The 23,159-nt window shown below is 63.7% G+C and carries 23 protein-coding genes; 14 read left to right on the forward strand and 9 right to left on the reverse strand.

The window, feature by feature from the left end:
- The first annotated feature begins 4 nt into the window (after positions 1-4).
- Genes nagZ through C0456_RS00330 form a run of 4 tightly spaced genes read left to right on the forward strand, consistent with a single transcriptional unit; the run spans position 5 to position 3,592 of the window.
- Complete coding sequence (gene nagZ, locus C0456_RS00315) at positions 5-1,039, forward strand: beta-N-acetylhexosaminidase (protein ID WP_291047257.1); 1,035 nt, start codon at positions 5-7, stop codon at positions 1,037-1,039.
- Positions 1,036-1,869 (forward strand): ScpA family protein, encoded by an 834-nt coding sequence (locus tag C0456_RS00320; RefSeq protein WP_291047259.1) that lies wholly within the window; start codon positions 1,036-1,038, stop codon positions 1,867-1,869. The genes nagZ and C0456_RS00320 overlap by 4 nt, the downstream gene beginning before the upstream one ends.
- A 10-nt stretch (positions 1,870-1,879) precedes the next feature.
- Entirely contained in the window at positions 1,880-2,863 is a 984-nt protein-coding gene (scpB, locus tag C0456_RS00325) for an SMC-Scp complex subunit ScpB (protein ID WP_291047260.1), read from the forward strand.
- A 24-nt stretch (positions 2,864-2,887) separates the two neighbouring features.
- Positions 2,888-3,592, forward strand: coding sequence for a 4'-phosphopantetheinyl transferase superfamily protein (locus C0456_RS00330; RefSeq protein WP_291047263.1), 705 nt, complete (start codon positions 2,888-2,890; stop codon positions 3,590-3,592).
- Positions 3,593-3,601: 9 nt separating this feature from the next.
- On the opposite strand, the gene C0456_RS00335 is transcribed toward C0456_RS00330, so the two are convergent.
- The 4 genes from C0456_RS00335 to C0456_RS00350 all read right to left on the reverse strand — a co-directional run bounded on the left by C0456_RS00335 (position 3,602) and on the right by C0456_RS00350 (position 6,941).
- Positions 3,602-4,225: a DUF1287 domain-containing protein gene (locus C0456_RS00335; protein WP_291047264.1), complete on the reverse strand. Its 624-nt coding sequence runs from the start codon at positions 4,223-4,225 to the stop codon at positions 3,602-3,604.
- A gap of 49 nt (positions 4,226-4,274) precedes the next feature.
- The gene (locus tag C0456_RS00340) at positions 4,275-4,946 is read right to left on the reverse strand and encodes a nitroreductase (protein WP_291047266.1); all 672 of its coding nucleotides are present in this window, start codon (positions 4,944-4,946) and stop codon (positions 4,275-4,277) included.
- Positions 4,947-5,009: 63 nt separating this feature from the next.
- Entirely contained in the window at positions 5,010-6,341 is a 1,332-nt protein-coding gene (locus C0456_RS00345; RefSeq protein WP_291047267.1) for a cytochrome P450, read from the reverse strand.
- Between the two features lie 111 nt (positions 6,342-6,452).
- Positions 6,453-6,941, reverse strand: a complete 489-nt coding sequence (locus C0456_RS00350; RefSeq protein ID WP_291047269.1) for a DUF2244 domain-containing protein — start codon at positions 6,939-6,941, stop codon at positions 6,453-6,455.
- Positions 6,942-6,998: 57 nt separating this feature from the next.
- On the opposite strand from C0456_RS00350, the gene nth reads away from it, so the two are divergent.
- The 3 genes from nth to C0456_RS00365 all read left to right on the forward strand — a co-directional run bounded on the left by nth (position 6,999) and on the right by C0456_RS00365 (position 9,843).
- Positions 6,999-7,751 (forward strand): endonuclease III, encoded by a 753-nt coding sequence (gene nth / locus C0456_RS00355; protein WP_291047270.1) that lies wholly within the window; start codon positions 6,999-7,001, stop codon positions 7,749-7,751.
- Between the two features lie 61 nt (positions 7,752-7,812).
- Entirely contained in the window at positions 7,813-9,477 is a 1,665-nt protein-coding gene (locus tag C0456_RS00360; RefSeq protein WP_291047272.1) for a S41 family peptidase, read from the forward strand.
- A 12-nt stretch (positions 9,478-9,489) separates the two neighbouring features.
- Positions 9,490-9,843, forward strand: a complete 354-nt coding sequence (locus C0456_RS00365) for a hypothetical protein (RefSeq protein WP_291047274.1) — start codon at positions 9,490-9,492, stop codon at positions 9,841-9,843.
- On the opposite strand, the gene C0456_RS00370 is transcribed toward C0456_RS00365, so the two are convergent.
- Positions 9,840-10,718: a hypothetical protein gene (locus C0456_RS00370; RefSeq protein ID WP_291047276.1), complete on the reverse strand. Its 879-nt coding sequence runs from the start codon at positions 10,716-10,718 to the stop codon at positions 9,840-9,842. The genes C0456_RS00365 and C0456_RS00370 overlap by 4 nt on opposite strands.
- 146 nt (positions 10,719-10,864) lie before the next feature.
- Between C0456_RS00370 and C0456_RS00375 the strand changes: the two genes are divergently transcribed.
- Positions 10,865-11,863 carry an adenosine kinase gene (locus C0456_RS00375; RefSeq protein WP_291047277.1) on the forward strand — a complete coding sequence of 333 codons (999 nt, stop codon included), beginning with the start codon at positions 10,865-10,867 and terminating at the stop codon, positions 11,861-11,863.
- A gap of 69 nt (positions 11,864-11,932) precedes the next feature.
- A complete protein-coding gene (locus C0456_RS00380; protein WP_291047278.1) occupies positions 11,933-12,274 on the forward strand; it encodes a helix-turn-helix domain-containing protein in 342 nt (113 codons plus the stop codon).
- An 18-nt stretch (positions 12,275-12,292) separates the two neighbouring features.
- On the opposite strand, the gene C0456_RS00385 is transcribed toward C0456_RS00380, so the two are convergent.
- The 3 genes from C0456_RS00385 to hslV form a co-directional block, all read right to left on the reverse strand.
- Positions 12,293-13,411: a hypothetical protein gene (locus C0456_RS00385; protein ID WP_291047280.1), complete on the reverse strand. Its 1,119-nt coding sequence runs from the start codon at positions 13,409-13,411 to the stop codon at positions 12,293-12,295.
- Positions 13,412-13,496: 85 nt separating this feature from the next.
- The gene (gene hslU / locus C0456_RS00390) at positions 13,497-14,801 is read right to left on the reverse strand and encodes an ATP-dependent protease ATPase subunit HslU (RefSeq protein WP_291047281.1); all 1,305 of its coding nucleotides are present in this window, start codon (positions 14,799-14,801) and stop codon (positions 13,497-13,499) included.
- Between the two features lie 111 nt (positions 14,802-14,912).
- Positions 14,913-15,470, reverse strand: a complete 558-nt coding sequence (gene hslV, locus C0456_RS00395; protein WP_291047283.1) for an ATP-dependent protease subunit HslV — start codon at positions 15,468-15,470, stop codon at positions 14,913-14,915.
- A gap of 132 nt (positions 15,471-15,602) precedes the next feature.
- Here hslV and pstC point away from each other — a divergent pair, with 132 nt between their 5' ends.
- From pstC to phoB, 5 genes are read left to right on the forward strand one after another with little or no spacing between them, the layout of a single operon-like run.
- A complete protein-coding gene (gene pstC, locus C0456_RS00400) occupies positions 15,603-17,018 on the forward strand; it encodes a phosphate ABC transporter permease subunit PstC (protein ID WP_291047285.1) in 1,416 nt (471 codons plus the stop codon).
- The gene (pstA, locus tag C0456_RS00405; protein ID WP_291047286.1) at positions 17,011-18,588 is read left to right on the forward strand and encodes a phosphate ABC transporter permease PstA; all 1,578 of its coding nucleotides are present in this window, start codon (positions 17,011-17,013) and stop codon (positions 18,586-18,588) included. Before pstC ends, pstA begins: the two co-directional genes overlap by 8 nt.
- A complete protein-coding gene (gene pstB / locus C0456_RS00410) occupies positions 18,588-19,415 on the forward strand; it encodes a phosphate ABC transporter ATP-binding protein PstB (protein ID WP_291047292.1) in 828 nt (275 codons plus the stop codon). The genes pstA and pstB overlap by 1 nt, the downstream gene beginning before the upstream one ends.
- Positions 19,416-19,426: 11 nt before the next feature.
- Entirely contained in the window at positions 19,427-20,113 is a 687-nt protein-coding gene (gene phoU / locus C0456_RS00415; protein ID WP_291047294.1) for a phosphate signaling complex protein PhoU, read from the forward strand.
- A 34-nt stretch (positions 20,114-20,147) separates the two neighbouring features.
- Complete coding sequence (gene phoB, locus C0456_RS00420; RefSeq protein ID WP_162547682.1) at positions 20,148-20,834, forward strand: phosphate regulon transcriptional regulator PhoB; 687 nt, start codon at positions 20,148-20,150, stop codon at positions 20,832-20,834.
- Between the two features lie 79 nt (positions 20,835-20,913).
- Here the strand turns inward: phoB and C0456_RS00425 are convergent, their stop codons facing one another.
- On the reverse strand, positions 20,914-23,142 hold the full coding sequence (locus C0456_RS00425) for a TonB-dependent receptor (protein ID WP_291047297.1): 2,229 nt from the start codon (positions 23,140-23,142) through the stop codon (positions 20,914-20,916).
- Positions 23,143-23,159: the final 17 nt, after the last annotated feature.

Below are 23,159 nucleotides of genomic sequence, written 5' to 3' on the forward strand. Positions count from 1 at the left end.
ATCGGTGAAAGCCTGCATTCTCAGCGTATCGGGTCCGGAGCTGACCCCCGGCGAAGCTGCGCTCTTTGCGGCTGAGAACCCCTGGGGCGTGATCCTGATGGGCCGCTCCTGCGTGTCGCGAATGCAGGTGCGCAGGCTGGTGGCCGATATCTGGAATTCCACAGGCCGCGAAACGCTGATCTTCATCGACCAGGAAGGCGGCCGCGTTGCCCGCCTGAAGGCGCCCGAATGGCCGTTCTTTCCGCGCGGGGCCGATTATGCGGCGCTGTATCAGCAGGACCAGGCCCTCGGCCGCGAAGCCACCTGGCTCGGCCACCGGCTGATCGCTTCGGAACTGGCGGCCCTGTCGATCCATGCCGATTGCTCCCCGGTCGTCGACCTGCCGGTTCCCGGCGCGCATGATGTGATCGGCGACCGCGCCTTCGGCACTGAGCCTGAACAGGCCGCAGATCTCGCCCGCGCCGCCCTTGATGGCCTCACGGCTGGCGGCGTTGCCGGCGTCATCAAGCACATTCCCGGCCATGGCCGGTCCGTCGCCGACAGCCATCTGGAACTCCCCCGCGTCGCCGCCGGCCAGAACGAACTCGCCAAGGATTTCGACGCTTTCGCCCGCGTCGCCGATGCGCCAATGGCGATGACGGCGCATATCGCCTATGAAGCCTACGATCCCGGCAAGGCCGCTACCGTCTCGAAGATCATGATTCAGGACATCATCCGCGGCCGAATCGGCTTTGATGGCCTCCTGATGACGGATGATCTGGGGATGAAGGCATTGGGCGGGACCCTGACCGAGCGCGCAGACGCCTCCATCGCAGCGGGCTGCGATGTGCTGCTGCATTGTTCCGGCTTCCTGAAGGAGGCTGACGCCATACTCGCCGAGATGACCGAAGTGGCCAAAGCGGCGCCGCATCTTTCCGGTAAGGCCGCTATCCGCGCCGCAGCTGCGGACGCCATCGCCAGCAAGGCCCAGCCTTTCGAGCCCGCGCCTGCCTGGAAGCGGTTCCATGAGCTGATCCCCCCGCCGGGAGCCATGGCATGAGCAGCGACACGATCTCCATTGATGCCCTGTCTGCCGGGGCCGAAGACGCCGAAGGCGTCAACATCTTCAATGTCGAGATCGGCGGCTATGAAGGCCCGCTCCACCTGCTGCTGGAACTCGCCCGCCGCCAGAAGGTGAACCTGCTGCAGATTTCCATGCTGCGCCTCGCCGAGCAGTATCTCGCTTTTGTCGAGGATGCGCGCACCAAGCGGATCGACATTGCGGCAGACTATCTGCTGATGGCCTCCTGGCTTGCCTTCATGAAGTCGCGCCTGCTGCTGCCAAAGCCTGAAGCGCTCGAAGAAGACGAACCCACCGGCGAGGAAATGGCCGCGCGCCTTGCCTTCCGTCTGAAACGCCTCGACGCGATGCGTCAGGCTGTGCGCGAGCTTGAGGCTGGCCCGGTGCTCGACCGCGTCGTGTTCCTGCGTGGCGAAACCGAGCAGCCCAAGGTTGTGAAGCACACCGAATACACCGCCTCGCTCTATGATCTCTCCACGGCGCTCGGCACCATCCGGGACCGCCGCGAGAAGGAACGCCCCCACCGGATCGAGCAACAGCTGGTTCTGCCCCTGGAACAGGCGCGCACCACGCTGCGCGGCCTGCGCGAACAGCTCGACCAGTGGGCAAGCCTCGCCGACATCCGCACCGCGATGACCGACATCAACCCCGAAGTGCCCGAACGCTCCGTGACTGCCAGCGTCTTCTCTGCTGCGCTGGAGCTGACGCGCGACGGGGAAGTGGACCTGCGCCAGGACACCCATTTCGCGCCGATCTATATGCGCCGCGTCGCTGCCCGCCCGCCGGAGCTGGCCAAGGCGACAGCGTGAGGTGGCCGCGATGACCGATGACATCGTGCATAATCAAGGTATGGATGATCCGCAGGCAGAGTTTCCTGGCCTGACGACGCCTGCCTTTGAAGGCACCCGCGAAGAACGCCTCGCCGAAGGCGTGCGCCGGGCGGAAGCCGTGCTGTTTGCCGCTGGCCAGCCGCTCTCGGCAGAGCAGGTGGCGCAGGTGCTGCCGCAGGGCATTGAGGCCGGCGAGGTGCTGATGACGCTGCGCGGCATGTATGCCAAGCGCGGCGTGAACCTGGTCGAGGTGGCTGGCAAATGGCGCTTCCAGACGGCGCAGGATCTTTCCTGGCTGTTCGTGGAGGAACGCCAGGTTCAGAAAAAGCTCGGCCAGGCGGCGATGGAAACCCTTGCCATCATCGCCTATGGCCAGCCGGTCACCCGTGCTGAAATTGAAGCGGTCCGCGGTGTGGCCGTTGCCAAGACCGTGATCGACACGCTGCTGGAAACCGGCTGGGTACGCACGCGCGGGCGCCGCAAAACGCCTGGCCTGCCGATCTGCTATGGCACGACCGACAAGTTCCTTGAGCATTTCGGCCTTGAAAGCCTCGACACGCTGCCCGGCAAGGCAGACCTTGAAGCCGAAGGCCTGCTCTCGGACGTCATCCCCTCCGGCTTCCAGATGCCGGACGAAGAAGCGCTGACCGAAGATGATGTGCTCATCAATGATCTGGGTGAACTGGCAGACACCGAATCCTTCGTCACGGACTATGTGACGGAAGAGGATGAAGCGGACAGCAATGCTCCGCCAGCGGAGGGTGTTTCTTCCTCTGTGCCTGAGGCTTCCGAAGAAGACGAGTTTGAAGAAGATGGCGCCGTCAGCGTGTTCGCCTATACGCGCGCGCCAGAGCGCACGCAGGCAGAGGTCGATGAGTTCGACGGCGCAGACATCAAGGCGGCCGTGATGCGCCTGCGCAAGGAAACGCGCGTGCCGCAGCAGCCCATGGATACCTGGCGCGACGACGAGTAGCGCAGGCCTGAAAGGAACCTTTCTGTGACGGCCTGCGGTGACCTGCCTGTCGATGTGTGGACCTGGAATCTCGATATTGATGAGGCTTTGGCGGTCAGGCTTTCTGCCTGGCTGACCGAAGAGGAGCGCAAGCGCGCCAGCGCCTTTATTACGCCGCAGCTCCAGCGCCGCTGGATTGCCGCGCGGGCAGGCATGCGGGGCATTCTTGCGTCGGTGCTGGGCGTCTCGCCGCAGGCACCCGTCTTTGTGCTTGGTCCTCATGGCCGGCCTGAACTGGCGGGCGCAGATAGTCCGTTCTCGTTCAATCTCAGCCATAGCGACTCTCTCGCGGCCTTTGCTGTCAGCGAAGCCGTTGTCGGTGTCGATGTTGAGGAGATCAAGGCGCTGCCCGAGGGGGTCGCCGGCATGGTGTTCTCAAAGCCTGAAATCGCGGCGCTGGAGGCAGAGACAGGAGGCGCTCGCGCGCGGGCTTTCTATCGCTACTGGACGGCTAAGGAGGCGGTCCTCAAGGCGCTCGGCACCGGGCTTTCCGTCTCCGGACGAAGCTTCACCATCGACATCTCCCGGCCAGAAGTGCCGCGCCTGGTTTCGGCTGACTGGAAAGATGAGGACACCCAGGCCTGGCAACTTTCCGCCTTTCATCCGGCAGACGGGTTTGCAGGCGCGGTTGCCGTCAGAACGCAAAGGTCCCTGCGCCTTAACTTTAAGACCTGGACTTTCGGGGAATAGCGCTCCGGTTCAGGCGTCAGGGGGCGGAAACCGAAACCGCATCGGGCTGTCATAATCCGTGCGGATTTCTTCCTCGCGTGTGCCGCCGCCAATATTGTGAATATAGAGGGCGCGCTCCGTCAGCGGATCATACCCTGAGAAGATCGCGATATGGGGCAGGCGCCCGCCAAGGCGCATCGTCACCAGATCACCGGCCTGCCAGTCTTCCCGCCGCCCCGGCGCCTCGCGTTTCAGGCCCTGCCGCGTAAAATAGCGCTCAAGATTGGGCACGCGGCGATGGTCGATGTTCCGGTCGGCGCGGGAAAGGCCCCATGTCTTGGGATAGCTGGAAAAGTTCGCTTTCATGTCCAGATGGACCAGCTGCTGCAGGTCCATATCGAACGCGTCGCGATAGGCGCGGATGACAACATCCGTACACACGCCGGTCTCGCGGGACACGTCTCCGCCGGGATAATCCAGCGTCACATAGGCAGGGTCATATCCGGTCGTCACGCCGATCTGGGTGCGGGCGGCGCGCAGCAGTCTCGCCGTCCATTCGGGCGCCGTCCGGGGCGGCGCCGGTGTGGCAAAGCCCATCGAAGGCAGGAAGGGTAGGGCAAGGCCCGTGGCCAGAAGGGCGCGGCGCGTGATCATGATACGGATCAAACCGCGCCCTTGCGGCAGGATTTGGGCAGCCTTGAGGCTAGAAGCCGCGGAACTCGGCGATTTCCTCCAGCGGCGCGCGCTCGGCGCGCAGCGTGTTGGCCTTTTCGTTCGGGTCCGGCTTGCCGACGGCAACCCCGCACCAGACCATCTCCGTCGGGCCAAGACCGAAATGTTCCTTCAGCGTGGGCCGCAGGATGCCCCAGCATTCCTGGAAACAGGTGCCCCAGCCGCGTTCCTCGGCCAGCAGGGCGAGGGTCTGCAGATACATCCCCGCATGTCCCCACTGGCCATGGCCCATCCGCTCGTCGATGACGAGAAACACAGCCACCGGCGCGCCGAAGAAGCGGAAATTATTGGCAAACCAGCGCAGGCGCCCGGCCTTGTCCTCGCGCGGGATTTCAAGCGCTTCATACAGCATCTCGCCCACGCGGCGGCGGCGGGCTTCATGCGGCTCCCACAGGCCCTTGGGATAGATCGGCCGGTCGGTCGGCTCGCCCGCCGGATTGGCGGCGAGCTTCGCCTGCGCAATCTCGATCACCTTGTCCTTCTCCGCGCCGGTCACCACGATAACGCGCCAGGGCTGGGTATTGCCGCCCGAAGGCGCGCGCTGGCCGGTCGTCAGCCAGGCTTTGACTTCTTCCAGCGGCAGGGGATCGGGCAGAAACCCGCGCGTTGAAATCCGCTGCTCGACGGCTTGGGTAACGTCCATGAAAAAAACCTCCTGTCAGATCTGACAGGAGGTCTAATCAGGTGCCGTGGCGGTCGCCAAGCCTTACTTCGGGTGAAGCACGACCGGCATCCAGGTATAGCCCTTCACAAAGGCGTTCTGGTTGAGCGAGGGTTCGGCCAGCACTTCAACATGCTCGAACCGCTCCATGATCTCTTCCCAGAGGATGCGCAGCTGGAGTTCGGCCAGGCGGTTGCCGACGCAGCGATGGATGCCGAAGCCGAAGGAGATGTGGCGGCGGGCTTCGGGGCGATCCGCGATAAACTCGTTCGGCTTGTCCCAGAAACGCTCATCCCGGTTGGCCGAGGCATACCACATGGCAACCTGGTCGCCCTTCTTGATGGTCTTGCCGTGCATCTCGACGTCTTCCAGCGCGGTGCGGCGCATGTAGGCGAGCGGCGTCTGCCAGCGGATCGTCTCCGAAACCATGTTCGGAATGATCGACGGATCGGCCTTCAGCTTCTCATACTCTTTCGGGAACTTGTTGAGCGCATAGACCGACGCCGTCATCGAGTTGCGGGTCGTGTCGTTGCCGCCCACGATCAGCAGGATGACGTTGCCGAGCAGTTCCATCGGCGTCATGTCCTTGGTCTTCTCGCCATGGGCGAGCAGGCTCATCAGGTCGGCTTTCTGCGGCTGTTGCTGGCGCTCCTGGAAAATGCCCATGAACGTCATCAGACAGTTCATCATGGTCGCCTTCCACTCCTCCTCACCGCCGGGGCAGATGTCGGGATTGTGCATGCCGGTGGCCACATCCGACCAATGGGTCAGGTCACGGCGGCGCTCGAACGGATAGTCGAACAGCGTGGCCAGCATCATCGTCGTCAGCTCGACCGAAACCTTGTCCACCCAGTCGAAGGGCTCGTTGACGGGCAGGCTGTCGAGCAGGCCCTGCGTGCGCGAGCGGATCAGGGGTTCGTAGACTTTCAGCATGTCCGGCGCGACAGCCGGCTGCACGGTCTTGCGCTGTTCGGAATGGCGCGGCTCGTCCATGGCGATGAACATCGGCATTTCGAAATCGCTGATCGGCTCGCCCAGCGTGATGCCGCCATATTCCCAGCTGGAGGAGAAGCGTTTGTGATCGGTGTCGATCGCCATCACGTCTTCATAGCGGGTGATCGACCAGAACGGGCCGGGGAAGCTGTCCGGGCAGTAATGCACCGGGTCTTCATTGCGCAGGCGCTCAAACCGGTCCCAGTATTTGCCCTGGCGCCACAGCTCGCCATCGATCAGATCGAGGGTCGCCAGATCAATCTCCGAAGCAGGCGGGATCTCGGCGCCAAAGCGGTAATTGTGCGGGTGGAGCGGTTCGCGCTCCGTCACCTTCGGGCGCTGAAGCGCCGGGTGATTGACGAAAGAAACGGTGTCGGCGGCCATATTCAATCCTCCAGGAAACCCACCCTCTTGGCGGGGCGTATCGCGTCGCTGGGGAAGTTTTAACACAGGCTTTTTGAAAAAACCATGACGCTTGCGTCATTTTTTTGAGTTTCACGCAGTATGGCGCTCGGCGCGGGCGGCCAGCAGGGCCTGGCGGAGGGCTTTTGCGAAGGAACTCCGCTCTGGCGGGGTCAGGAAGCGGCCGATGATCCAGGCGGTTTTGCCATGCTCGATTCGCAGCCAGCTCGTTGGCCCGGCGGGTTCGTCCAGCTCCACCCTGGCAAAGGCGGAGGGCAGTTCGGCGTGCTTTTCCCGGCCTTTGGCGTCCTTGTGGTGCAGGTGGATGGCGCGCGCGGTGACCGTTACGCGGGTTTCTTCCCGCTGGCGCTTGTAGGAAATGTGGAAGGCCAGCCAGATCGCGGCAATGTCCAGCCCCATGAAGCCCAGGATTGGCCCGGCCCCTATCGACCAGAACATCAACCCGGTCATGAAAAAGGTGAAGGCGATGGCGGACATGGCAATGATAAAGCCCTGCCGGCTGAGCGACCGGTTGGGCGTCAGCACCGCGTCCATGTAAACCGTTTCTTCTGCGGGAAGCATAGGCGGAAGAGATAACACGCCCTTGCGCCGGGAAAAGGGCGCTCTATGCCTCACATCATGCCAGACGCTGCCAAACCCGCCAAAAAGACCGCCCGCGCGCGCCCGCGCTCGAAATTCACGCGTGCCCGGGCGGCCGAACTCTTCGCCGCCCTCGCCGCAAACCGGCCCGACCCGCGCACCGAGCTGGAATTCGTCAACCCGTTCACCCTGCTGGTCGCCGTCGCCCTCTCGGCGCAGGCGACCGATGTTGGCGTCAACAAGGCGACGCGCAAGCTGTTTGCCGTCGCCGATACCCCGGAGAAGATGCTCGCCCTGGGGGAGGAGGGCGTCGCCGGATACATCAAGACCATCGGCCTCTGGCGCAACAAGGCGAAAAACGTCATCGCGCTCAGCCGGAAAATCCTGGGCGAGTTCGGCGGCGAAGTGCCCCGCACACGCGAAGAACTGACGACGCTGCCCGGCGTTGGCCGCAAGACGGCGAATGTCGTGATGAATGAAGCCTTCGGCGAGCCCACCATCGCCGTCGACACGCACATATTCCGCGTTTCCAACAGGACTGGCCTCGCGCCGGGCAAGACCCCCGATCATGTCGAAGCGGGGCTGGAGCGGATCACGCCGCCCGAATTCAAGAAGGGCGCCCATCACTGGCTGATCCTGCACGGGCGCTATGTGTGCAAGGCGCGCACGCCTGAATGCTGGCAGTGCGTGATCGCCGATCTCTGTGCCTTCCAGCCCAAGACGCCCGACCCTGCCGCCCGCGCCGCCCTTGGGCCGAAAAAACCCCGAAAACCACCTTCGGGCGCAAATTGAATTGACCTTGGCGCCTGCCTCGGCAAACCTTTTCCTGAGGGAAACGAGAGGGAAGAATATCATGCGCAACACGCTCACCAGGGCCGGTTCCGTCAGGACCATTGCATTCGCCTTGCTGACGCTTGCCATGCCCGTCTGGCTGTCGGCTTGCGGCGGGGGCGGTGGCGGCACGGCCGGCGCGGTTTCTCCACCCCCACCGCCCCCTCCGGCATCCGGGCCCACCTGGACACAGGGCGTCTACCCGGCAGCCAGCACCTTCAAGAACCGCTGCGAGGTCCGCCGCATCGGCCAGGACATCGAAGGCAGAACCTTCCCGGATGTGCAGGGCACTGCGCTGGAGGAGCGTTTCTGGCTACGCTCCTGGACCAACGAGACCTATCTCTGGAACACGGAAGTCATCGACCGTAACCCGGCAAACTATTCCAACCGCCGGGATTATTTCGCCGTCCTGCGCACCTTCGCCACCACGCCGTCAGGCAAGGAGAAGGACGACTTCCACTTCAGTGAGCCTACGGAGGAATATCTCGCAGCCCGCAATGCCGCGCCAACGGCGACCTATGGCGCCAGCTATATTGCGTTCTCGACAACGCCTCCGCGCGATTTCCGCATCCGCTATACGGAACCCAACTCGCCTGCTTCCGCAGAGGTGGGCGGCCAGCCGAATTTCGAGCGCGGCTCGCGCATCCTGCAGATCAATGGCATTGATCTGGTAAACACGAATTCGCAGTCTGACATCAACCAGCTCAACGCCGCCCTGTTTCCCTCCACGCCGGGGCTCACAAACAGCTTCACGGTACAGGACCCGGACGGCGCAACACGCACCGTGTCGCTGACATCAGTGAACCTCTCGTCCAAACCCGTAAACCGTACCCGGATCATCAACACGCCCACCGGCGATGTTGGATACATCCTGTTCAATACGTTCAGCCCCTGGGCCAGTGAGCGCGAAATCTACGATGCCATGACGGCCATGGAGGCGGCCGGCGTCAGCGATCTGGTGCTGGACCTGCGCTATAATGGAGGCGGCCTCCTCGCCGTGGCGTCCCAGCTCAGCTACATGATCGCCGGCGATACGCGCACGCGCAATCAGGTGTTCGAGCAGCTCCGCTTCAACGCCGCTGCCGGAAACCGCAATCCCGTAACCGGAGCGGTCAACAATCCGATCCCGTTCTATTCCACAGGTGTCGGTTTCACCGTGCCCGAAGGCACCCCGCTGCCATCGCTCAACCTGCCGCGGGTTTTTGTCCTCTCCACAAGGTCCACCTGCAGCGCCAGCGAAGCCGTCGTGAACGGCCTGCGCGGCATTGGCGTCGAGGTCATTCTCATCGGCAACACCACCTGCGGAAAGCCTTTCGGCTTCTATCCCACCGACAATTGCGGCGAGACCTATTACACGATCCAGTTCCAAGGTGTGAACGGGCAGGGCTTCGGAGATTATGCCGACGGCTTCATCCCGAACAATTCGACCGCTTCCTTTGGCGTGCGCCTTCCGGGCTGCCAGGTCAGCGATGATTTCACGCGCGAACTGGGGGACGAAAACGAGCGCCTGCTGGCAGCCGCGCTGAGCTATCGCGGATCGCTGGCCTGCCCGACAGTTTCAGCTCAGGCGACCACGGCTGTGGCCAGCGCGAATGGCAGCCTCGGCTCCGGCGGCATCCCTCTGCGCCCGCCCGGCCCTTCAACGCTTGAGACCAATCGCGACATGACCATGCCCCCCGGCCGATAGGAGATCCGTGTCATGAAATACCGTATCCTGAGTGTTTCTTTCCTGGCCGGGATCGCGGCTTGCCAATCCTCGCCCGAGCCCGCGACGCTGACCGATGCATCCCCGGAAACCATGGCTGCGCTGACCGGCGTTCTCGCCGCCGCTGTCGACCGCGCCCAGATCCAGATCGGCCCCGGAGACCTGACCAGGGAGTCGGTGATTTCCGTCCTGCCGCCAAAACCGGGCCCTCTTGAAGGCAACAGCCCCGCCATGCCGACGATCTTCGACATCGTACTGATGGACGGGGATTGCTATGTCAGGGAACGCCAGAGCGGGGAAATGTTCCCGCTGACGGGCATTGCCTGCACGCCGGTAGAAGCGAACTAGGCCGCGCCAATCCGTCGGGCCACGGCCGCTGCCATCCGCTCGCCCAGTTCCGGCCCTTCCTTGGGATAGAGGTAGGGCTCGATCACTTCGAGTTCCATCAGCAGCAGTCCGCCATCCTCGCCGCGCAGCATGTCCACCCGGCCATAGAGCGGCGCCTCGTCCAGCGCGCCCAGAATGGCGCGCGCGGCGGCAAGGTCTTCTGCTGACGGATGGAGCACTTCCTCCCGCCCGCCATAGCTCGACTGGATGCGATAATCGCCCGGCTGCGCCCGTTTGATCAGGGCATGGCAGAATTCCCCGTCAATGAAGATGAAGGAGAGTTCGCCCTCTTTCTGGATCATCGGCAGGAAAGGCTGCGCCATCATCGGATGGGGCATGTCGGGAATGGCCTCGCCCCGGCTCAGCTTGTGCTGATCCTTGGCGCCCGCGCCCACCTGCCGCTTGAACACAACCGTATCGGCGCCCAGCGTCTCGAATGCCGCCTCCGCCTCGGCCGCGCCGCAGGTGCCGAGCCACAGGGTCGGGATCAGCCTGGCGCCCTTGGCTTCCAGATCGCGCAGATAGGTCTTGCGGGCGTTCCAGCGCACGACGTCTGCCGGATTATAGAGCCGCGTCTGCTTGCCGATAGCATCCAGCGTGGCAAGGAATTCCTCCAGCCGGTCCCAATAGTCCCAGGTCGTGCCAATCAGGGCAGCTTCGAACTGGCGCCAGTCCACCTTCGGATCGTCCCAGCACACATCCACCACTTCCAGGCCCCGCGCCCGGAAAGGAGGCCTCAGAGCGTCCATCATGAAATCATGCTCGAAAGCATCCGTGCGGCGGATCATTGAGCCCGGAATGGTGACGCGGCTGGCGAGATAGGCGACTTTTTTCATGGGGAGAGACAGTTCGTTGCGCTGGAGAAAGGGGCAGGCCCCGGCCTGCGCTGCGCTCTAGCGGCCTGCGGGTCTTGTGTCCACGCGCGGTGTCTGGCAAGGCGCGGAACGCCTGAGTTTTAATGAATTTCGAGGAGCCGCCCCCAGTGACCGCAGCAAAATTCGATGTCGTCGGCCTCGGTAATGCCATCGTGGATGTTCTCGCCCGCGCAGACGACGCCTTCCTCGCCCGCCATGGCATCCACAAGGATGTGATGCAGCTGATCGAGGAGCCGCGCGCCGAAGAGCTGACGGCGCTGGCGAAAGACGCGGTCATCACCTCTGGCGGCTCGGGCGCCAACACGATCGCCGGCCTCTCCAGCTTTGGTGGCAAGGCGGCCTATATCGGCAAGATCTCGAATGATGAACTCGGCCACCAGTTCATGCGCGAGATGATGAAGGCCGGCGTGCCCTTCCACACGCGCCCGCTGGAAGAAGGCCCCGCCACCGCCCGCTCGATCATCTTCGTCACCGAGGATGGCCACCGCTCGATGAACACCTTCCTCGGCGCTTCGGTCCTCTTCTCGAAGGAAGATGTCGATGCAGACCTCGTGCGCAGCGGGCAGATCCTTTACCTCGAAGGCTATCTGTTCGACCGCGACGAAGCCAAGGAAGCCTTCGTCTATGCCGCCGAGATCGCCAAGGCGGCCGGCCGCAAGGTTGCCGTCACCATGTCCGACCAGTTTTGCGTGGACCGTCACCGCGCCAGCTTCCGCCATCTGGTGAAGGGCTTCGCCGACATCGTCTTCGCCAACGAAGCTGAGCTTCTCTCACTTTACGAAACCGATGATTTCGATGCCGCCCTGAAGGCGCTGCACGCCGATTGCGCGGTTGCTGCCGTTACGCGCAGCGAGAAAGGCTCCATCGTGTTCGGCGATGGCGACCCGATCGTGATACCGGCCGAGCCGGTGGACGCTGTGGTCGACACGACCGGCGCGGGCGATCAGTACGCCGCCGGTTTCCTCTTCGGTCTGGCCCGCGGCCTGCCGCTCGCCACCTGCGCCCGCCTTGGCCATATCGCTGCGGCCGAAGTGATCGGCCATATCGGCCCGCGTCCGGCCGTCTCCTACAGCGATCTGGCCGAGGCCGCCGGAATTCGGGTTTAGGGTAGGGATTATTCCTGAACCCTCGCGTTTCTTTCTGGAACTTTCGTTTATGTGCGGTACAGTTACCGCATGAAATGGTCAGAACTGAACGATAACTGGTGCCCGGTCGCGCGGACCCTGTCCGTCGTCGGAGACCGTTGGACGCTGCTGATCCTGCGGGATTGCTTCCTTGGCAAGACGAAGTTCGAGGAGTTTGCCGCCTCCGGCGGCATGACCCGCCACATTCTGGCAGACCGGCTCAAACGCCTCGTTGAAGTCGGCATCCTGGAACGCCGGGCCTATTCTGTCTCGCCAAAGCGGTATGACTATGTGCTGACCGCCAAGGGCGAGGAGCTGCGCCCCGCCCTGACGATCATGAAGGAATGGGGCAAGAAACACCTGCCCATCCGCCGCGCCGCCCTGGAAGGCTGACGCGGCTTCAGCCCGTGCTCAAACCGGATAGCGCAGGATGGCGCCCACTGAGCGCCCGCCGGGCACTTCTCCGGCGCGCACCGCAAACACCTTCCCGCCATTGACGATCACCCGGCGCGCCACCTCGTCCACCAGCCGGTAATTGTCGGCCGTGTCTGCCTCGGCAAAGCTCACCTGGCCCTTGTCGTCGATCAGGCCGGGGCGGGTGTCGTTCATGTCCGCAAACAGCGTATCGACGGCACCATAGGTCGCCGCGCGAGCCACATCGGTCAGGTCGGTGGCCGTCCGCCCGCTTGAGGAATGCTGCTCGAACACCTGCGCCGCCCTGGAGAGGTCTTCAGCATACACACTATCCAGAACCGGAATGGAGAGCCTTGCCAGCTCGTTGTCCTTCACCGCGTCAGGGCTGACGCGGATCTGCTCGCTGGCCATCCGGTGATAGGTGTTCACATGCGGGTAGAGATGCGCAAGCGGGTCGACTGCGGCGACGATCAGCGGTGTCTCCCGCCCGGCCAGAATGGGCCGCAGCGCCGCATCGATCGCCCGCAGGTATGAGAGGTGACGGATACGCTGGCCTTCCTCGCCATGAATGCGGGTGAAGGCAGACTTGTCGTTGATCGTCGTCTTGCCCGCATGGCTCGCCGCATCCTTCGGCAAACCCGGCACCTTCACCTTCTTCGCCGGCATGTCGGAGAACACCTGCACCAGCCGCACGCCATTCTCCGAAAGCGCCAGAACAAAGGCTTCATGCGGAAACGTCACCGCGCGCATCAGCGGCAGCAGGTGAAACCGGTCGGCCACCTCCGTCGAGGCTTCCAGCTTGTTGGCCAGCCGGAAGCTGGTCACGCCGGACGGCGTCGCGAACACGGCCAGGCTGTTGGCCTGCACGCGCCAGAAATTATCGTCGTCGGCAAGGTCCAGCAGGCCGATCTCGGCGAGGCCTACTTCCCGCTTGTCGTGCCCGGCCGCCTTGGCCTGACCGGCCGCTTCACTGATCAGATGGCGGAATTTCAGCCGCGCCTCGCCGATCTTCTGCGTCAACGGTGTCGTCGGCACATAGATCGAGATGCAGATACCTTCGCGCGCGGCATTCAGCCGGGCAATATCCTGAGGGGTAGGGGTATCCACATACAGCATGACAGAGTCTCCAGTTGACCAAATTCAACATGATAGCAGTTCATGATCAAACTGGCGCCCCTCAATAAGGGAAAGTACGGAGCCCCTAGAGGATGAACTTGGAAAGGTCCGCATTACCGGCCAGGCCGCTGACCTTTTCGTCCACATAGCTTGCCGTGATCACAAAGGTCTCGCCGGATTTGTCCGGGGCCTCGAAGCTGATCTCGTCCAAGAGGCGCTCCAGGATCGTCTGGAGGCGGCGGGCACCGATATTCTCGATGGTCTTGTTCACCACTTCGGCAAGGTCGGCGATCCGGTCGATGGCGGCGTCCTCGAAGGTCAGCGTCACGTTTTCGGCGGCCATCAGCGCCTCATACTGGCGGATCAGGCTCGCCTGCGGCTCCACCAGGATGCGGCGCAGATCGTCCCGCGTCAGCGGCTCCAGTTCCACGCGGATCGGCAGGCGCCCCTGCAGTTCCGGCAGCAGGTCTGACGGTTTGGAAACATGAAACGCGCCCGAGGCGATGAATAGGATATGATCGGTCTTCACCGCGCCGCGCTTGGTCGAAACCGTCGTGCCCTCGATCAGGGGCAAGAGGTCGCGCTGCACGCCTTCGCGGCTGACATCGGCGCCGCCCCGGTCCTTGCGCGCGGCAATCTTGTCGATCTCGTCCAGGAACACGATCCCGTCTTCCTCGACGGCTGAAATCGCCTCGCGCACGATCTGGTCCTCGTCCACCAGCTTGTCGGCTTCCTCGGTCACCAGCGGCTTTGCCGCCTCGCGCACGGTTGTCCGTACACGTTTGGTGCGCCCGCCCATGGCCTTGCCCAGCATGTCGCCGAGATTGATCATGCTCATCGATCCGCCCTGGCCGGGCAGGTCCAGCATTTGCATCGGATTGTGGGTGTCGGCAAAGTCGATGTCGACTTCCTTGTCATCCAGTTCGCCCCCGCGCAGCTTGCGGCGGAACACTTCGCGGGTGGAGGCCTGCGCCTCGGCGCCGACGAGGGCGTCCAGCAGGCGCTCCTCGGCCTTGTCGCGCGCGGCCTGTTCCACACCGGCCCGTTTCTGCTCGCGGATCATCGAGACAGCCGCCTCGACCAGATCCCGCACGATCTGCTCCACATCCCGGCCAACATAGCCCACCTCGGTGAACTTGGTCGCCTCCACCTTCAGGAAGGGCGCATTGGCGAGGCGCGCCAGGCGACGGGAAACTTCCGTTTTCCCCACGCCCGTCGGCCCGATCATCAGGATGTTCTTCGGCGTTATCTCGCCGCGCAGGTTTTCCGGGGCCTGCTTGCGCCGCCACCGGTTGCGCAGGGCGATCGCCACGGCGCGCTTGGCGGCATTCTGGCCAACGATGTGGCGGTCAAGTTCGGCAACGATTTCGCGGGGCGTCAGGTGTTTCATGAAGTCCGTTTCGTCTGTCTCTGCCCGGCGCCTCCTGGGGGCGGCGCTGAGGAAGTTTCATTGGAGGAAAAACCGGTCTCGTTGGAGGAACCGTTGGAGTTTTCTGGCCGCCTAGACGTCCAGGGTCTCCACGCTGAAATGGCTGTTGGTGTAGACGCAGATGTCGGCGGCGATCTGCATGGCCTTGCGGCCGATCACTTCGGCCTCGTCTTCATAGTCATAGAGGCCGCGCGCCGCTGCCAGCGCATAGTTGCCGCCTGAGCCAATGGCCACGACATTGTGTTCCGGCTCCAGCACATCGCCCGCCCCGGTAATCACCAGCGTGCTGTGCCTGTCGGCCACGATCAGCAAGGCTTCCAGTTTCTGGAGGTACTTCTCCGTCCGCCAGTCCTTGGCCAGCTCCACAGCGGCCCGCTGCAACTGGTCGGGGAAGCGTTCCAGCTTCGCCTCCAGCCGCTCGAACAGGGTAAAAGCGTCGGCGGTTGCCCCGGCAAAACCGGCAAGAATCGCTCCGCCGGCAATCCGGCGCACCTTGCGCGCATTGCCCTTCATTATGGTCTGGCCCATCGACACCTGGCCGTCGCTGAGCATCACGAGTTTGCCATTCTTGCGCACGGCCAGCACTGTGGTGCCGTGCCAGATGGCCTTTGAATCCTGAGGGTTAGTCATCCAGAACACATGGCGTCTTTGAGGGGCGGGCGCAATAGAGGCTGACTGCGGCAGGAAATACAGAAGATTGTCACATAACTGTCGCGGCCTTCTTCTATTTGGGGCACCGGATCACCCCCCGGAAGGAAGTTCATGCTTCAGCAGCTCGGTCACTTGCCCATGGGCTGGCTACTGATCGCTCTGATTGCGGTCTTTGCGTCCGTAGCGTTTTTTGTTGGCCGTATCGGCGCCGAGCGCATTCTGCTGTCCGGCGCCCCGGCGCTGCATTCGCGGCCCAACTATCATGGTTATTTCGTGGCCATGTGGGCCATCATTCCGGCGGTGCTGGTGGCGCTGGTCTATGCCATCGGCGCAGAGCCCTTCGCCCGCGGCCAGCTGACGAGCGAGTTGCCGCCCGCCTTTGACCTGCTCTCCGCGCCGGAACTGCAAACCTATCTCGACTCGGTCTCCCTGGCCGCCCGGTCTTCCGACTATGCCGGAACCGATCTTGTCTTCACGGCGGTCACCAACCGGTATCTGGAGATCATCGGCGGCCTCAACATTGGCGCGCTGGCGCTGATGGGCGTGGGCGCCGTGCTGGGGCTTCTCTTCGCCCGCCGCCGCCTTGCCGCCAGTTTCCGGGCGCGTTCCCTGGTCGAGCGGGGCATGGAAGGCGTGCTGTTCCTCTGCGCCGTCGTCGCCATCGCCACCACGGCCGGCATTGTCATCTCGCTCCTTTATGAGAGCATCCAGTTCTTCAGCGTCATCCCGATCTGGGAGTTCCTCTTCGGTACACGCTGGAACGCGCAGACCGAAGCGGAGTTCGGCGCCCTGCCGCTGTTCTTCGGCACCTTCATGATCGCCCTGATCGCGATGTTCGTGGCCGCGCCCATCGGCCTCTTCTCCGCGATCTATCTCTCCGAATATGCCGGCCCCAAAGCCCGCGCCTGGATCAAGCCGATCCTCGAAATCCTCGCCGGCATCCCGACTGTGGTGTACGGCTTCTTCGCGCTGCTGGTTGTCGCCCCGGCCGTGCGATCCCTCGCGCTCTGGATCAACGAGACGCTGATCAATATCGGCCTCGCCAGCGAGCCGCTGCTGGCCGCCCAGCCCACCAGCGCGCTCGCCGCAGGCCTCGTCATGGGCATCATGGTCATCCCGTTCGTGTCCTCGCTGTCGGATGACGTGATCAACGCCGTGCCGCAAACCCTGCGCGACGGCGCCTATGCCCTGGGCGCCACCAAGTCCGAAACGGTCCGCAATGTGGTCGTCCCCGCCGCACTTCCGGGTATCATCGCCGCGCTGCTGCTGGCGGTCTCCCGCGCCATTGGCGAAACGATGATCGTCGTGATGGCTGCCGGCAAGAGCGCCCGCATCTCAATGGACCCGACCTCTGACCTCACCACCATCACCGTCCAGATCGTCTCCCTGATGACCGGCGAGACCGGCTTTGATGATCCCAAGACGCTGTCCGCCTTTGCGCTCGGCCTCGTCCTGTTCGCCGTCACGCTGCTCTTCAACGTGATCGCCCTGCGCGTCGTCCAGAAATACCGGGAAAAGTATGACTGATCCGGCCGCCTCCTCTTTCTCCACCCCTGAAGCGCTCAAGCGCCTCAAGCGCCGCCGGGCCGCCGATGTGCGCTTCCGCTATTACGGGCTCGGCGCCATCTTCCTGGCCCTGAGCGCGCTGGTGCTGCTGGTCCTGTCCATCGGCTCGCAGGCCGTCTCTGCGGCGACTTACCATGTCGTGCGCTATGACATCACGCTGGACCCGGCCGTCATCACGCCGCCGGGCGAAACCACACCGGAAGACATCGCCCGCAATGTGGACGGCTTCTGGGAGCTGGCCCGCGACAACCTCCTGGAAACCTTCCCCGAAGCAAACCGCGACCGCGCGAGCCGCATCGAAGTCTCCGAATTCATCACGCGCCTGGCTGTCCTGCCGACGGCCCGGAAGGTCGCGGCCCGGCCCGAGATGGTGGGCAACCCCATCACGCTGACCGCCCCGCTGAATGATGACCTCGACCTTTACCTGAAAGGCCAGGCCCTCCCGGAACGCCGCCTTCGCACGGGAACCATCACGGCTGTAACCGCACAGGAAGACGGCTTCGCCCTGCTCGAAGGGCAGGGGGCCTTCACCCCGATCCTCACGGCGCTGACAACGCTTCAGGCCGAGGGCGTCAGCATGGACGAGGGCTCGATCCTCATCACGGCTGGCGGCGCCACCGGCCGCCTGCACGGCATTCAGGCCGGCACCGCGCGCCTTGAACTCCTCACCGGCACGCTCGACGCTTTCCGCAACAGCACGGCCGCCGCCCGCCTCATCGCTCTGCCCGAAGCCCAGCGCGTCGTGTCTGACCAGCAGATCGCCTGGACGTTCGCCCTGAAAGAGATGGGCCGCATCTCCCGCGTGCCGCGCTGGACCCTGCTGACGAATTCGGACTCCACCTATCCAGAACTCGCCGGCGGCCTTGCCGCCCTGGTCGGGTCGCTGTTCACGATGCTGGTCACCGCCCTCGTCGCCATCCCGATCGGCATCCTGGCGGCTGTCTATCTGGAAGAGTTCGCCCCGAAAAACCGGCTGACCGATTTCATCGAGGTCAACATCAACAATCTGGCCGCCGTGCCGTCCATCGTGTTCGGCCTGCTCGGGGCGGCGGTGTATATCAACTTCCTCGGCATGCCGCGATCGGCCCCGCTGGTCGGCGGTCTTGTGCTGGCACTGATGACGTTTCCGGTGGTGATCATTGCTTCGCGCGCGGCGCTGAAGGCGGTGCCGCCTTCGGTGCGCTCGGGCGCCCTGGCGATTGGCGCCTCGCAGATGCAGACAGTGTTCCACCATGTCGTGCCGCTGGCCGCGCCCGGCATCCTCACTGGCGCCATCCTCGGGATGGCCCGCGCGCTGGGCGAAACCGCCCCGCTGCTGCTGATCGGCATGGTTGCCTTCGTCGGGGATGTGCCCACCAGCCCCACCGACGAATCCACCGTCATGCCGGTGCTGATCTTCACCTGGGCGAACAATGCCGAACGCGCCTGGGAGCCGATGACCTCGGCAATGATTGTTGTCCTCCTGGCCGTTCTTTTGCTCATGAACGGGTTGGTGGTATTCTTGAGACGAAAGTACGAGCGGAGATGGTAATGGATTCCGATCACACACCGCAGGCCGCCGGTTCCGTGCTGGCCCCCGCTGCCGATGCGCCTCCGGCCGCCGCGCCGCGCATCGATTGCCGCGACATCAAGGTATTCTACGGCGCCACCCAGGCCATCCATGGCGTGTCCATGTCCTTTCCGGACCGGGCCGTCACCGCGCTCATCGGCCCCTCGGGCTGCGGCAAGTCCACCTTCCTGCGCTGCCTCAACCGCATGAACGACACCATCGAGAACTGCCGCGTCGAAGGGCAGATCCTGATGGACGGGCAGGATATCAACGATCACTCCATCGATCCCGTGCTGCTGCGCTCGCGCGTCGGCATGGTGTTCCAGAAGCCCAACCCCTTCCCGAAGTCGATCTACGACAACATCGCCTACGGCCCCCGCATCCACGGCATCGCCACCAGCCGGGAAGACCTCGACGCCATCGTCGAGAAATCCCTCCGCCGCGCCGGCCTCTGGGAAGAGGTGAAGGACCGCCTCCAGGCGCCCGGCACCAGCCTGTCAGGCGGCCAGCAGCAGCGTCTCTGCATCGCGCGCGCAATTGCCGTGCGCCCCGAAGTCATCCTGATGGACGAGCCCTGCTCGGCGCTGGATCCTGTGGCCACCGCCCGCATCGAGGAACTGATCGACGAGCTGCGCAAGCGCTACTGCATCGTCATCGTCACCCACTCCATGCAGCAGGCCGCCCGCGTCAGCCAGCGCACCGCCTTCTTCCATCTCGGCAATCTGGTGGAAATGGGCGAGACAGAACAGATCTTCACAAATCCGCGCGAAAAGCGCACCGAAGACTACATCACCGGCCGCTTCGGCTGAGGGAGGAACATATGTCGGATCATATCGTCTCTGCCTATTCTGATGAGCTGGACAAGCTTTCGTCCGACATCATGCGGATGGGCGGCATCGTGGAAACGATGATCACCGACTCCTGCCGCGCGCTCAGCGCCAATGATTCCGTACTCGCCAAGGAAGTGATCGCCCGCGATCCCCAGGTCGATGCCATCGAGTCGGACGTGGAAAAGCAGATCGTCAGCCTCATCGCCCGGCGCCAGCCGATGGGCCATGACCTGCGGATGATCCTCTCTGCCCTGAAGATTTCCAACGAGCTGGAGCGGATCGGCGATCTCTCCAAGAACATCGCCAAGCGCGCCCTGCGCCTCGACGATCATGTCAGCATGGAGATGCGCAACGCCATCCTGCGCATGTCGCGCCCGGTCGCCCGCCAGCTCAACGAAGTGCTCGATGCCTATGCCTCCGGCAACGCCGTCCTGGCCAAGAATGTCTGGTCCAGCGATGACGATATCGACCAGCACTATAATGCGGTGTTCCGTGAAATGATCACCTACCTCATCGAAGACCCGCGCCGGATCACCGCCGGGGCACACATGCTCTTTATAGCGAAGAACCTGGAACGGATCGGCGATCACTGCACCAACGTGGCCGAATTCGTATACTACCAGGCCGTGGGGGAATACCTGTCAGTCATGGACCGGCCGAAGCTGGACCAGGTTTGACGAATTTCGCTCAAACAGAATACGGAGCCCAAAGATGAAACCCTACGTGCTTGTCGCAGAAGACGAAAGCGCAGTCTCTGAGCTTCTGCTCTACAATCTCCGGCGTGAAGATTATGAGGTCGCCATCGCGGCCGATGGCGAAGAAGCGCTGATGATGATCGATGAGCGGGCGCCAGACCTGCTCTTGCTGGACTGGATGCTGCCCAAGGTCAGCGGTATCGAAATCTGCCGCCGCGTCCGTGCCACCGGCGTCAATCCGAACCTGCCGATCATCATGCTCACCGCGCGCGGCGAGGAGAGCGACCGCATCCGCGGGCTTGATACGGGGGCAGATGATTACGTCACCAAGCCCTTCTCGACCACCGAGCTGATGGCCCGCGTCCGCGCCGTGCTGCGCCGCATCCGTCCCGGCCTCAAGGAAGACCGCATCACCGTCGGCGATATCGAGATCGACCGCGTCGCCCACCGCGTCTCCCGCAATGGCGAAGACATCCATCTCGGCCCCACGGAATTCCGCCTGCTGGACTATTTCATGCAGCATCCAGGCCGCGTCTTCTCGCGCGAGCAGCTGCTCGATACCGTCTGGGGCTCGGATGTCTATGTCGAGGCGCGCACGGTTGACGTGCATGTCGGCCGCCTGCGCAAGGCGCTGCGCCAGGGCGGGGGAGACGACCCCATCCGCACCGTCCGCTCCGCCGGCTACGCCCTGCGCGCAGACTGACGCCGCAAATCCGGCGCCAAAAAAACAAGCGGGGCGTTTCCGCCCCGCTTTTTCATTTTTGCCCGTGTGATCTGAAGCCTCAGAAGTTCAGGCGGATGCCCACAGCCATATAGCGGCCCGGATTGCCACGGGCGCCGTCTGCGCCCCGGTGCATGATGGCGCGCTCGTCGAACACATTCTCCACCTTGGTGTAGACCTCGACCACATCGCTGATGTCGTAGGAGGCCGACAGGTCCACCGTGAACAGACTTTCCGTGCGCAGATAGGTATCGTCGATGCCGATCCGGTTGCAGGTCGTCGTTGTGCAGGTCTCGTCGGTATAGTTCAGCGCCGCATAGATATCCCAGCCGCCCTGATGTTCCAGGCCGAATTGCAGCACGCCGGTATGCGGGGGCGTATAGTCCAGCGTATCGCCTGCCAGAACCCCGCCCGCCGCGTCGGCGGCGCGCGTGTATTCGCCATCGGTGTAGGTATAGGAAAGCCGCGCCGGAACCGAGAAGGTTTCCCCCTCGAACAGCGTGGCAAACGCGCCCAGCTCAAGGCCGTAGACTTCCTTCGCCCCGCTCTGCAGCGTCGAGCCGTCCACGATCCCGCCGGGGCAGGGGTTGGCCACCAGGCAGAGGCGCAGGGCGTTGTCATAGTCGCTGAGGAAGGCAATCGCATCGACGCCAACCGTGCCATTGCGATAGCGAACGCCCGCTTCCCAGTTGACGCTCTCTTCCCCTTTGGAGCCTTCCGTCGCGCTCGATCCGGGCGGGGCAAAGCCCTCATAGACGCCCGCCAGAACGGTCCAGTTCGCATCCACCGCATAGTTCACGCCGAGGCCAACGGAGGTCTTCGTCAGGCTGTTGCGCGGGGTAGGGTTGAGCACATTGCCCACCGTCTTGATGTCTTCATGCCGGACCACCGGCAGGAAGCTCCAATTGCCATACGAGATCCGGTCGCCCAGCCACACAGACCAGGCTTCCGCCTCGCCCTTGTTCCGGTTGGGCCCGGTCACGCCCTGAAACACCAGCGCGCCATTCACCTGCTGGTAAATCTCGTTGCCGGCATCGGCCACGTTGCGGGTCTCGTCCTCATGGCGGCGCACGCCAAAGATCAGGTTGTGGCTGAAGGCGCCGGTCTGGAACTCGCCCTCAAGCTGGGTCTGGATGCCCTGCGAGGTGAACTCCTGGAAGTTGTTGCCATAGCGCACGCCATTGGGATGGGTCGTGTTGGCGGTGCCATCGAGGATACCCTGCAGCAGCGCGGCATTCGCCCCGCCATTGTTGATCGTTTCGGTCACGCTGCCGATGTTCACGCCGTTGATCTGGTTGAGGCGGCGATAGTGGCGCTCGGTGTCGGTCCAGTAGGCGGTGGATTTCAGCGCCCATGCGTCGGTAAGGTCAAACTCGTGATGCAGGCTGAAGCCGGTGCGGCCCCGGTTCATCTGCTCCAGCTCGGAGAGACCGTAGCGGCGGTCGGGATTGGCTTTGAAGTCGGCGTCCGTCAGGCCCAGATACGACACGTCATGCGTCTCGTCGGCATACTGGCCCTTGAATTCCAGCCGCTGGCGCTCGCCTTCCCATTGCAGGCGCAGGATATATTCCTCGATCTCGTTCCCGGCCGAGCGGGCAGAGCGGTCGATCTTCTGGAAGCCGTCTGTCGTGCTCTGGAAGGTCTCCACCAGAAAGCCGACCTGGCCCACCTGATCGCCATACCAGGCATGGACGCGCCCGGTATTGTTCTCGCCAAACTCTGCGCGCACATAGCCCGACCGTTCCTCGGGAATGGCCGTCGCCAGCAGGTTCACCACGCCGGTCACCGTCTGCGGCCCATAGAGCAGCGTTTCGGGCCCCTTCAGCACTTCCACGCTGCGCATGCGCGAGATGTTGGGGAAGAAATAGGCAGAGGTGTTGGCATAAGGCGCCATCGCGGCAGGCACGCCATCTTCCAGCACCAGGATCCGGTCGCTGCGGCCCGAAGCGGACGCGCGGATGCCAATGCGCGGGAACGCGCCCAGCCCATCCTCATCGCGCACATACACGCCCGGAACCGCGCGCAGCACGGAGTTGACGTTGCTTGATTCGAACTTCTGCAGCTCCCGCTCGGTCAGCGTGTAGGCAGAACCATAGGTCGATTGCGGGTCTTCGATATTGCCGATCACGGTCACGGTATCGAGCACCTTCACCGCGCGGTCGGCCTCGCTGTCTTCCAGGGCTTCAGCCGCGGCCGGCAGGGCCAGCGCCATCAGCGCAGCGCCTGTCAGCAGGCCCGCGCGGCGGAGCTTGTGGGTCGTCGTCAGTCGGTTCTCGTCGGCAATGTGCACAGGCGGTGTCCCTTTGA

The sequence above is a fragment of the Hyphomonas sp. genome (genome assembly GCF_013823385.1).
Lineage (GTDB): Bacteria > Pseudomonadota > Alphaproteobacteria > Caulobacterales > Hyphomonadaceae > Hyphomonas.